This window comes from Streptomyces sp. R28 (genome assembly GCF_041052385.1).
Classification (GTDB): Bacteria; Actinomycetota; Actinomycetes; order Streptomycetales; family Streptomycetaceae; genus Streptomyces.
In genome coordinates, this window is record NZ_CP163439.1 from 8,059,729 (window position 1) to 8,072,656 (window position 12,928).

1 protein-coding gene (cut by a window edge) is annotated in these 12,928 nt (G+C 71.1%); it reads left to right on the plus strand.

Annotated features, from left to right (window positions below; translation table 11 throughout):
- Positions 1–12,543: the 3' end of a type I polyketide synthase gene (locus tag AB5J49_RS35675; RefSeq protein ID WP_369172973.1), read on the plus strand. Its footprint begins 17,202 nt before the window's first position; 12,543 of the gene's 29,745 nt are visible here — the last part of the coding sequence; its start codon lies off the left edge, out of view; the stop codon is at positions 12,541–12,543.
- Positions 12,544–12,928: the final 385 nt, after the last annotated feature.

Genomic DNA, 12,928 nt, shown 5'->3' on the forward strand with positions numbered 1-12,928 from the left:
TCGGTGGCGGCGGTCAACGGGCCTTCCTCGGTGGTGGTCTCTGGTGAGCCGCAGGCGTTGGAGGAGCTGGTTGCCTCCTGCGTCGAGCAGGGTGTTCGGGCGAAGAAGATCGCGGTGGACTATGCCTCGCATTCGGCTCAAGTCGAGCTGATCGAGGCCGAGTTGGCAGACTTGTTGGTGGAGGTGTCGCCGGTCTCGGGCCGGGTGCCGTTCTACTCCACGCTGACGGGGGCCTTGCTGGACGATACGGCCGGTCTGGACGGCGGGTATTGGTATCGCAACCTGCGTTCCACGGTGGAGTTCGAGGAAGCCGTACGCGCGGCGGCCGGGGACGGCCTGGCTGTGTTCATTGAGGTGAGCCCGCACCCGGTGCTCAACCTCGGCCTGCAGGAGACCTTCGAGGCGGCCGGCAGCGATGCCGTGGCGTTGGGTACGTTGCGCCGGAACGAGGATGAGGCGTACCGCTTCATGACCTCCCTCGCAGAGGCTCACGTCCACGGCGTCGAACTGGACTGGCAAGCCCTCTTCGCCGGGCAGCAGGCCACCCACGTGGACCTGCCCACCTACCCCTTCCAGCACGAGCGCTACTGGCTGAGTGGCTCTCCCGGGCAGGGGAACCTGGACGTCTCGTCCGCGGGACTGGACTCGGTCGACCATGCGCTGCTGTCGGGTGCGGTCGGGCTCGCGGGTACCGATGGTGTCCTGTTGACCGGCCGACTGTCGGTCGAGACGCATCCGTGGCTGGCGGATCACGCGGTGTGGGGTTCGGTGCTGCTGCCGGGCACCGCATTCGTGGAACTGGCACTGCACGCCGCCGACCAGGTCGGATGCGGCCTGGTGGAAGAGCTCACCATCGAGGCTCCGCTGGTCTTCGCCGACCAGGGCGCGGTCGCCGTCCAGGTCGCGGTCGCCTCGGCCGACGAGTCGGGACGGCGCGAACTGACGGTGCACTCGCGTCCCGCCGAGTCCGCGGACGGAGTCTGGACGCGGCACGCGAGCGGCGTGTTGGCCACGACTGCCGCGCCGGTGACGGAAGAGCTGGCCCAGTGGCCGCCGACGGGCGCCCAGGCGGTAACGATCGACGCCCTGTACGAGGAACTCGCCGATGCGGGCTACGAGTACGGTCCGCTGTTCCAGGGCCTGCGATCGGCCTGGCGACAGGGCGGTGACGTCTTCGCCGAGGTGGTGCTGCCCGAAGGGCCCGACGCCGAGGGCTTCGGGTTGCATCCGGCGCTGCTGGACTCGGCGCTGCACGCGATCGGGCTCGCCGCCGACGGTGACCCGGATGCGGTCGAGGGCGGTGTGGGTCTGCCGTTCGCGTGGTCGGGGGTGTCGCTGTCCGCGGTGGGTGCGCGGGTGTTGCGGGTGCGGATCGCTCGGTCGGGTTCGGGTGTCTCGTTGCTGCTGGCCGACGGCACGGGCGCTGCGGTGGCGTCGGTGGAGTCGCTGGCGTTGCGTCCGGTGACTGCTGAGCAGTTGCGGGGTGCGGGTAGCGGTGATGTGGCTCGGGACGCGTTGTTCCGGGTGGAGTGGTCGGCGCTGGCTGTGCCTGCGGATGCGGCTGAGGATGAGTCTGAGGTGCGGGTCGAGGATCTGAGTGCGGGCGTCGCGGGCGTCGCGGGTGATGTGGTTGCGCGGGCGCATGAAGTGGCTGTGCGGGCGCTGGAGTTGGTGCAGGGGTGGCTGGCGGATGAGTCGGCTGGTCAGGCGCGGCTGGTGGTGGTGACGCGGGGTGCGGTGGCCTGTGACGGGGCTGAGGTGCCGGATCCGGTGCAGGCGGTGGTGTGGGGTCTGCTGCGTTCGGCGCAGTCGGAGAACCCCGACCGGTTCGTCCTCGCCGACCTCGATGCGGATGAGGGTGAGCCGTCGCGGGCGGTGTTGTCCGCGGCGGTGGCTTCGGGTGAGCCGCAGTTGGCGGTCCGGCGTGGTGAGGTGTTCGTGCCGCGGCTGGCGCGGGTGGTTGTTTCCGCCGAGCGGCCGGTGGGCGATCTCGATGGTCAGGGCACGGTCCTGGTGACGGGTGCGAGTGGTGTTCTGGGTGGTTTGGTGGCCCGGCACCTGGTGGCCGAGCGCGGCGTGCGCCATCTGCTCTTGCTGTCCCGGCGCGGTGAACAGGCGCCTAATGCCACTGAGTTGGTGGCGGAGTTGGAGGAGCTGGGTGCCGGGGTGCGGGTGGCCGCGTGTGATGTGGCTGACCGTGACGCTCTGGCGGCGGTGCTGGACGCTGTGCCCGCCGAGCATCCGCTGGTGGGTGTCGTACACACCGCCGGTGTCCTGGATGACGGTGTGCTGTCCTCGCTGACTCCGGAGCGTTTGGATGTGGTGTTGCGTCCGAAGGTGGATGCGGCCTGGCATCTGCACGAGTTGACGCGTGATTTGGATCTGTCGCTGTTTGTGTTGTTCTCGTCGGCGGCGGGTGTGTTCGGTGGTGCGGGTCAGGCGAACTACGCGGCGGCGAACGCGTTCCTGGATGCGCTGGCTGAGGTGCGGCGTGGTGCGGGGCTTGTGGGTCAGTCGTTGGCGTGGGGGTTGTGGGCGCAGGCGAGTGGGATGACGGGGCAGTTGGGTGAGGCTGATCTGCGGCGGTTGGCGCGGGGTGGTCTGGTGCCGTTGTCGTCGGGTCAGGGTCTTGGGTTGTTCGATGTGGCGGGGGGTGTGGAGGCGTCGGTGGTGGTGCCGGTCCGGGTGGACTTGGCGGCGTTGCGGGCGCGTCCGGAGTTGACGCCGTTGTTGTTGCGTGGGTTGGTGCGGGTGCCGAGTCGGCGGGTGGCGCAGTCGGGTGCGGATCAGTCCGCGTCCTTTGCCCGCACTCTCCTTGCACTCCCCGAAGCCGAACAGCGCGAACTCGTGCTGGATCTCGTACGTGCGGAGGCTGCCGCCGTGCTCGGCCATGCCTCGGGCGACGCGGTGCAGCCCCAGCGGGCCTTCACCGAGCTGGGCTTCGACTCGCTCACGGCGATCGAACTCCGCAACCGGATGAGCGGGGCCTCCGGGCTGCGCCTGCCGGCCACCCTCGTGTTCGACTATCCGACGCCGATCGCGATGGCCGACCACATCCGCACCGAGATCGTCGGCGACCAGGCGGCGGCAGCCGTGCCGTCGGCCCCCATGGCCGTCGGCACGGCGGACGACCCGGTCGTCATCGTCGGCATGAGCTGCCGGTTCCCCGGCGGCGCCGAATCGCCGGACAAGCTCTGGGACCTGGTGGCCACCGGTGGCGAGGGAATTACCGGACTGCCCACGGACCGAAACTGGGACGTGGACGCGCTGTACGACCCCGACCCGGACCGCCCGGGCACGTCGTTCACCCGCGAGGGCGGATTCCTGCACGACGCCGCCGAGTTCGACCCGGGCTTCTTCGGGATCAGCCCGCGTGAGGCGCTGGCGATGGACCCGCAGCAGCGGCTCCTGCTCGAAGGGTCGTGGGAGGCCATCGAGTCCGCGGGGATCGACCCGGCCTCGCTGCGCGGCAGCAGCACCGGCGTCTTCGCGGGCCTGATGTACCACGACTACGTGGCGCAGCTGGCCAACGTGCCCGAAGGAGTCGAGGGATACCTTGCGACAGGTACCTCGGGCAGTGTCGTCTCCGGTCGCGTCTCCTACACGCTGGGCCTTGAGGGCCCGGCGGTGACGGTGGATACGGCGTGCTCGTCGTCCCTGGTCGCCCTGCACCTCGCGGCGCAGGCACTGCGGTCGGGCGAATGCTCGATGGCGCTGGCCGGCGGCGCGAGCATCATGGCCACGCCCGGCAGCTTCATCGAGTTCAGCCGTCAGCGTGGTCTCGCGGCGGACGGTCGCTGCAAGTCCTTCGCGGCCGGGGCCGACGGCACCGGCTGGGGCGAGGGCGTCGGCATGCTGCTCCTGGAGCGGCTCTCGGACGCGCGGCGCAATGGTCACCGGGTCCTGGCGGTGGTCCGTGGATCGGCGGTGAACCAGGACGGTGCGTCGAATGGTCTGACCGCTCCGAACGGTCCGTCTCAACAGCGCGTGATCCGGGCGGCGTTGGCCAACGCCGGACTCGACGCCATCGATGTCGACGTGGTCGAGGCGCATGGTACGGGTACGACGCTGGGTGACCCGATCGAGGCGCAGGCGCTGCTGGCGACCTACGGTCAGCAGCGTTCGGAGGACCGGCCGCTGTTGCTGGGTTCGATCAAGTCGAACATCGGTCACACGCAGGCGGCTGCCGGTGTGGCGGGTGTGATCAAGATGGTGCAGGCGATGCGGCACGGGATCGTGCCCGAGACGCTGCATGTGGATGAGCCGACGCCGCAGGTCGACTGGTCGGCCGGAGCGGTGGAGCTGGTCACCGGGCAGCGGGACTGGCCGGAGACGGGTGCGCCGCGGCGTGCGGGTGTCTCGTCGTTCGGCATCAGCGGCACGAATGCGCACGTGATCGTGGAGCAGGCGCCGGAGGTGGAGGAGCCGGAGCCGGTTGTGGATCCGGTGGCGTTGCCGGTGGTGCCGTGGGTGGTGTCGGCGAAGTCGGAGGCGGGGCTGGCGGGGCAGGTGGAGCGGCTGAGGTCGTTCGTCGCCGAGCGTTCCGTCGGCTCTGAGCTGTCGCCGGTGGATGTCGGTTTCTCGCTGGCTACGACGCGTGCGGTGCTGGAGCACCGTGCGGTGCTGATCGGCGAGCGGGTCGTGGAGGGTTCGGTGTCGCCCGGTAAGACGGGTGTGCTGTTCTCGGGTCAGGGTTCGCAGCGGGTCGGTATGGGGCGTGAACTCCACGCGGCCTTCCCGGTGTTCGCGGACGCCTTCGACGCGGTCTGCGCCGAGCTGGACCGGCACTTGGAGACGCCTCTTCGTGAGGTCGTCTTCGAGGGACATGAGCTGCTGGATCAGACGCAGTTCACGCAGGCGGGTCTGTTCGCGCTTGAGGTGGCTCTGTTTGAGCTGGTGACGTCGTGGGGTGTGAAGCCGGACTATCTGCTGGGCCACTCGATCGGTGAGTTGTCGGCTGCGTACGTGGCCGGCGTGTTGTCCCTGGAGGACGCTGCTGCTCTCGTGGCGGGGCGGGGTCGTCTGATGCAGGCGCTCCCGGCCGGCGGGGCGATGGTGTCGTTGCAGGCGGCTGAGGACGAGGTCGTTCCGCTGCTGGGCGACGGCGTGTCCATCGCCGCGCTCAACGGCCCGCTCTCCACGGTGATTTCGGGCGATGAGGACGCGGTGCTTGCCATTGCCGCGTACTTCGAGGGTGAGGGTCGTAAGACCAAGCGCTTGCGTGTGAGCCATGCGTTCCACTCGCCGCGTATGGACGCGATGCTCGACGACTTCCGTGCCGTGGCCGAAGGCCTGACCTTCAACGCCCCGCAGCTGTCGATCGTCTCGGACGTGACCGGCATGGTCCTGACATCGGCTGAACTTCAGGACCCGGAGTACTGGGTCCGTCACGTCCGCGAAGCCGTCCGCTTCCTGGACGGCATCCGCACCCTGGAGTCCGCGGGGGTGACCGCGTTCCTGGAGCTGGGTCCGGATGGCGTGCTGTCCGCGATGGCGCAGGACTGCGTGACCGGCTCCGGCTCCGATAGCGATGAGCTCGCCTTCGTACCCGCCCTGCGCAAGAACCGCGAGGAGCCGGAGAGCCTGCTCACCGCCCTCGCTGAACTCCACGTACGCGGCAAGGCAGTTGACTGGTCGTCGTACTACGCCGGCACGGGTGCCCGCCGCGTGGATCTGCCCACCTACGCCTTCCAGCGCGAGCGCTTCTGGCCGGAGGGCGGGGCGCTGCTGATGGGCGGTGCCGGAGCGGCTTCCGCTTCCCCGGCGTCGGACCTGGACGGTGCGTTCTGGGCCGCGGTGGAGCAGGAGGACGTGGGTGCGTTCGCGGCGGCTCTGGGCTCGGACGAGCTGGAGTCGTTGGGCGCGGCGTTGCCCGTGCTCTCCTCCTGGAGGCGCAGGTCGAGCGATCTGTCGACCGTGGACTCCTGGCGCTACGAGGTGACGTGGCAGCCGGTTTCGGGTGTCGATCGTGCTGGGCTGGAGGGGGCCTGGTTGGTGGTGGCGCCGTCGGCGTGTGCGGGTCATCCGGTGGTTGCGGGGATGCGTGCGTGTGGCGGGGAGGTTGTGGAGTGGCTGGTCGATGGTGGTGAGGTGAGCCGTGAGGCGCTCGCCGCACGGCTGGCCGAGCAGGGTGGCGAGTTCGCCGGTGTGGTGTCGCTGCTGGCTCTGGGTGGCCGGCAGGACATGGCGCTGGGGACGTTGTCCCTGGTTCAGGCGCTGGGTGACGCGGAGTGGTCGGTGCCGTTGTGGTGCTTGACGCGGGGTGCGGTGTCGGTGGGTCGTTCCGATGGTGCGGTGGATGCGGTGCAGGCTCAGGTGTGGGGTCTGGGTCGGGTTGCTGCGTTGGAGCGGCCGGGCCGTTGGGGTGGGTTGGTCGATCTGCCGCAGTCGTTGGATGAGCGTGCGGTGGGCCGGGTGTGCGGTGTCCTGTCCGGTACCGGTGTCAGTGCGGCTGGTGAGGATCAGCTGGCGGTGCGTGCGTCGGGTGTGTATGGGCGGCGTCTGGTGCGTGCGTCTGTCAACAGCCGTGTGGTGGCGGGTGGTTGGTCGCCTCGTGGGACGGTGTTGGTGACGGGTGGTACTGGTGCGTTGGGTGGGCATGTTGCTCGCTGGGCGGCTGGTAGTGGTGCTGAGCGGCTTGTGCTTACCAGTCGTCGTGGGCTGGCGGCTCCGGGTGCGGTCGAGTTGGTGGCCGAGCTGGAGGCGTTGGGTGTGGCGGTCGAGGTCGTCGTATGCGACGTGAGCGACCGGAAGGCGCTGGAAGCGCTGGTGGAGGGGCTGAAGGAGGCCGGTACGCCGGTCCGCTCCGTCTTCCACACCGCCGGTGTGGCTGCTTCGCACCCGCTGGACACGCTGGACGACGACGCCCTGGTGGCCGTCCTGTCCGCCAAGGTGACCGGCGCGATGAACCTCGACGCCGTGTTCGAGGTCGGCACCCCGGGCACCTCCGACGCCCCGGATGCGCTCGACGGACCCGACGGACCCGACGTACTCGACGCGTTCGTACTGTTCTCGTCGATCGCCGGCGTGTGGGGCAGTGGCGGTCAGGCCGCCTACGCCGCGGCCAACGCCCACCTCGACGCCCTCGCCCAGGACCGGCGGGCCCGTGGCCTGACCGCGACGTCGATCAGTTGGGGGCCGTGGGCCGACGGCGGCATGGCGGCGGGCGAGGCCGAGGCGGAGCTGCTGCGCCGGGGTCTGCCTGCCATGGCTCCTGAGCGGGCCGTCGCGGCCCTGCAGCAGGCGCTCGCCGCGGGCGACACGCACATCACCGTGGCCGACGTCGACTGGACGCGGTTCGCACCCGCGTTCACCGCGCTGCGCCCGAGCCCGCTCCTCACGGGCCTGCCCGAGGTGCGCGACCTCCAGGAGGAGGAGACCGCGACGGCGGACGGCGGGGCCTCGGCCCTGCGGGACCGGCTGGCCGCGGCCACCGGAGCGGAGCGGAACCGGGCACTGCTCGACCTGGTGCGGAACCAGGCGGCGGTCGTCCTCGCGCACGGAAGCGCGGACTCGGTCACCGCGGCGAGCACCTTCCGGGAGCTCGGCTTCGACTCGCTGACCGCGGTGGAGCTCCGTAACCGCCTGGCCAAGGAGACCGGGCTGAAGCTCCCCGCCACCATGGTGTTCGACCACCCGACTCCGACGGTTCTGGCCGAGCACCTGCGGGCCGAGCTGTTCGGCGGCGAGGCCGACCGGGCCGGCGCCCTGGAGGCGACGGTGACGGCGGTGACCGACCCGGACGACCCGATCGCGATCGTCGGCATGAGCTGCCGCTTCCCGGGAGGTGTCCGTACGCCGGAAGAGCTGTGGGAACTGCTGGCGGCCGGCACGGACGGGGTGACCGGATTCCCGGTGGACCGGGGCTGGGACCTCGATTCGCTGTACGACCCGGACCCCGACCACGTGGGCACCTCGTATGTGACGGAGGGCGGATTCCTGCGTGACGTGGGGGACTTCGACCCCGTCTTCTTCGGGATCTCGCCGCGCGAGGCCACCGGAATGGACCCGCAGCAGCGACTGCTCCTGGAGACGTCGTGGGAGGCGTTCGAGCGGGCGGGCATCGATCCGGAGTCGCTGCGCGGCAGCCGGACCGGAGTCTTCACCGGCACCAACGGCCAGGACTACTCGGCCCTGTTGTTCATGTCCGCCGACAGCGCCGAGGGCCACATGGGCACCGGCAACGGAGCCAGCGCCGTGTCGGGCAGGCTGTCGTACACGTTCGGCCTCGAAGGACCCGCGATCACCGTGGACACGGCCTGCTCGTCGTCCCTGGTGGCGCTGCACCTGGCGATCCAGGCACTGCGGTCGGGGGAGTGCTCGCTGGCCCTGGCCGGCGGTGCCACGGTGATGTCGACGCCCGGCGCGTTCATCGAGTTCTCCCGCCAGCGTGGTCTGTCGGAGGACGGCCGCTGCAAGGCGTTCGCCGACGCGGCGGACGGCACGGCCTGGGGCGAGGGCGTCGGCATGCTGCTGGTGGAGCGTCTCTCGGACGCCCGCCGCAACGGCCATGAAGTCCTTGCGGTCGTCCGCGGTTCCGCGGTGAACCAGGACGGCGCCAGCAACGGTCTGACCGCCCCCAACGGGCCCGCGCAGCAGCGCGTCATCCGCCAGGCCCTCGCCTCGGCCGGCCTGTCGGCGTCGCAGGTCGACGTGGTGGAGGCGCACGGCACGGGCACCAGGCTCGGTGACCCGATCGAGGCACAGGCGCTGATCGCGACGTACGGCCAGGAGCGGACGCGGGAACAGGCGTTGCTGCTCGGCTCGGTCAAGTCGAACATCGGTCACACGCAGGCCGCCGCAGGTGTCGCCGGCGTCATCAAGATGGTCATGGCGATGCGGCACGGCGTACTGCCCCGGACGCTGCACGTCGACGAGCCGTCCACGCAGGTGGACTGGTCGGCGGGGGCCGTCGAGCTCCTGACGGAATCGGTGGCGTGGCCGCAGACGGGTGAGCCGCGGCGCGCCGCGGTCTCGTCGTTCGGCATCAGCGGCACCAACGCCCACACGATCATCGAGCAGGCTCCCGAGCCCGAAGTCGCCGTGGAGCCGCGGCCGGCCGCCCCGACCGCCTCGTCGTCCCCGGTCCTGCCGTGGATGCTGTCCGCGAAGTCGGCACGCGCCCTCACGGCGCAGGCCCGCCTCCTGCGGTCGCACCTGCTGCGCCGGCCCGGACTCGACACGTCGGACGTGGCGTTCTCCCTCGCCACGAGCCGTGCCGCGCTGGCCCACCGGGCCGTCGTCGTCGGAAAGGACAGGGACGCGCTGCTGCGCGGCATCGAGGCGCTGGCCGAGGGCGGCACGGACTCGAACGTGATCGTGGACTCGATCACGTCCGGACAGTTCGCGGTGCTGTTCTCCGGTCAGGGCTCGCAACGGGCGGGCATGGGCCGGGAGTTGTACGAGACCCATCCCGTCTTCGCGGACGCGTTCGACGCGGTCTGCGCGGAGCTGGACCGTCACCTGGAGCGGCCGCTGCGTGAGGTCGTCTTCGACGGTGGCGAGCTGCTGGATCAGACGCAGTTCACGCAGGCCGGGCTGTTCGCGCTCGAAGTCGCGCTCTTCCGTCTGGTCGAGGCGTGGGGCGTGCGGCCCGACTATCTGCTCGGGCACTCGATCGGTGAGCTGTCGGCTGCGTACGTCGCCGGTGTGCTGTCGCTCGAAGACGCTGCTGTTCTTGTGGCGGCGCGGGGTCGTCTGATGCAGGCGCTCCCGACGGACGGCGCCATGGTGTCCGTGCAGGTGGCCGAGAGTGAGGTCCTGCCGCTGCTGGTCGAGGGCGTGTCCATCGCCGCGCTCAACGGGCCGCGCTCCACGGTGATTTCGGGCGACGAGGACGCGGTCCTTCGGATCGCCGCGCACTTCGAGGGTGAGGGTCGTAAGACCAAGCGGTTGCGGGTGAGTCATGCGTTCCACTCGCCGCGTATGGACGCGATGCTCGACGACTTCCGCAAGGTCGCGCAGGGACTCACCTTCAACGCGCCCGAGGTCGCGATCGTCTCCGACGTGACCGGCACGGTCCTGACATCGGCCGAGCTCCAGGACCCGGAGTACTGGGTCCGTCACGTCCGCGAGGCCGTCCGTTTCCTGGACGGCATCCGCACCCTGGAAGGGGAAGGCGTGACCGCGTTCCTGGAGCTGGGCCCCGACGGAGTCCTCTCCGCCATGGCCCAGGACTGCCTCACCGACACCGCCGTCGACCCCGAGAAGTTCGGCTTCGTACCGGCCCTGCGCAAGGACCGCGACGAGCCGCAGGCCCTGCTTACCGCCCTCGCCGAACTGCACGTACGCGGCAAGGCGGTCGACTGGGCGACGTACTTCTCCGGCACCGGTGTCGGCGCCCGACGCGTCGACCTGCCCACCTACGCCTTCCAGCGGCAGCGCTACTGGCCGAAGCCGGGCGGTCCCGCCGCCCCGGAGACGGGTGCCGTGTCGTCCATGGACGCACGGTTCTGGGCCGCGGTGGAGCAGGAGGACCTGTCCGGACTCGTCGAGGGCGCCGCACTCACCGCGGACCAGCCGCTGGGCGAGGTGCTGCCGCTGCTGTCGTCGTGGCGCCGCCAGTCCCGCGAGCAGTCCACGGTCGACGCCTGGCGCTACCGGGTTGCGTGGAAGCCGGTCGCGGACGACGCCGCCGCGCCGCTGTCCGGCACCTGGCTGGTCGTGGCGGCCGACGAGCACCTCGGCCACCCGGTCGTCGCCGGGATCGAGGCACAGGGCGCCGCGGCCGTCCGCCTGTCCGTCGACCCGGGGACGCGCGACCGGACCGGACTGGCCGAGCAGTTGGCCGGAGCCGGCGAGGCCGCGGGCCCCGAGGGCATCGCGGGCGTCGTCTCCCTGCTGGCGCTGGGCCAGGAGCCCATGGCGGCCACGCTGGACCTGGTGCAGGCACTGGGCGACGCGGGTGTACGGGCGCCCCTGTGGTGCCTGACCCGCGGGGCCGTGAGCACGGGCCGCTCCGACGCCGCACCGGAACCGGCACAGGCGCAGCTGTGGGGCCTCGGCCGGGTCGCCGCTCTGGAACAGCCGCAGAGCTGGGGCGGGTTGATCGACCTGCCGCTGACGCCGGACGAGCGGGCGGTGGACCGGGTCCTCGCCCTCATCGGCGGCGGCAGCGGCCAGGACCAGGCCGCGGTGCGCTCGGCCGGAGTGTTCGTGCCCCGGCTCCTGCGGGCGTCGGCGAACACCACGGGCGGCGAGTGGGCCCCCCGCGGCACGGTGCTGGTCACCGATGCCACGACGCCGTTCGGCTCGTACGTCGCGCACTGGCTGGCCGGCACCGAGGCCGACCGGGTGGTCCTGATGACGCCCGAAGGACAGGAACCGGCCGCGGTGACGGCGCTCGGCGAGCGCGCGGTCGTCGAGCACTGCGACGTGACCGACCGTGCCGCGCTCGAGGCGCTGGTCCGGCGGCTCGCCGACGAGGGCGGGCCCGTGCGGGCGGTGGTGCACACCGTCGGCGGCAACCACCTCGCCCCGCTCGACACCATCCGCATGGAGGAGGCCGACGCACGACTGGCCGCCAAGGTGGTCGGTGCGGCGCATCTCGACGCGGTCCTCGCCGACACGGAACTGGACGCCTTCGTCCTGTTCTCCACCATCGCCGGTGTCTGGGGCGGTGGCGGCCAAGGCGTGTACGCGGCGGCCGGCGCCTACCTGGACGCCCTGGCGCTGAACCGCCGGGCGCGCGGCCTCGCCGCGACATCGGTGGCCTGGGGTCCGTGGGCCGACGGCGACACGGTGGAAGGCACCGTGCGGGACGGGGAGGCCGGGCAGGCCGAGGAAGCGGAGCTGCTGCGCCGACGGGGCCTGCCCCCGATGGCGCCGGAGCTGGCTCTCACCGCGCTGCGCCAGGCGGTCGCCGAGACCGACCCGTTGCTCACCGTCGCCGACGTGGACTGGGCGCGGTTCGCGCCGTCGTTCACGGCCCTGCGGCCCAGCGCGCTCCTGGCGGAACTGCCGGAGGCCGCGGACGCCCTGGCGGGCGGCGCCGAGCAGACCGACGTCGACGACGATGCCGCCGACGAGCTGCGCCGAAGGCTCGCGGCCATGTCCGAGCCGGAGCGGGAGGCCGAACTGGTGCGGCTGGTGAGCACCCACGCGGCTGCGGTCCTCGGCTACCCGGTGGACGAGGTCGGAGCCGACCGGGTCTTCCGGGAGCTCGGATTCGACTCCCTGACGGCCGTGGAACTCCGCAACCGGCTGACGCGGGCCACCGGACTCCGGCTGCCGGCCGGCCTGGTCTTCGACCATCCGACGGCGGCAGCGGCGGCCGCATTCCTGCACACGGAACTCCGGTTCGACTCAGAAACGTCGGGCGCCTCGCTCCTCGCGGAGCTGGACAAGCTGGAGGCCGCCATGTCAGGAAAGGAGCCCGACAACCTGACGAGGACGAGGGTCGCCATGCGGCTGCAGGCATTCCTCGCCAAGTGGTCGGAGGGGCGTGCCGAGACCGAACAGGCCGATGTGAGCCAGAAGCTCGAATCGGCTTCGGACGATGAGATCTTCGATTTCATCAACCAGGAGCTCGGCCGCTCGAATTGACGGCTCCGCACCCGCCCCGCCCGCCGGTGGGGCGGGGCGGCAGGCCATGCGGCGGCGGCCGAGCGGGCCGCCGCCGCCCCCCTGCCCCCTGCGGACCCGTGCCCCGGAACCGGCCTGAAATGGGCGGCGAGGCCCGGCTCCGGGGCACCGCCCCGGCCGTCGACCCCTGGGCCGACAGGGGCGGTTGGCTAGGGGGACGGGCCGAACCCATAGGGGTTGTGCGGCCAAGGGGGGTCGAATAGCTTCGCATTGCGAGTTGATCTGCTGGAATGCCGATGCAATTAAAGGGGCGTGTCGGCGTTCGAGGATGCGCAATGTGAAGGCTTTGGGTCAAGGGTTGTGTGGCCCCGGACAATTGGTGCCGGGGAATTCCTCCTTCGGTAGT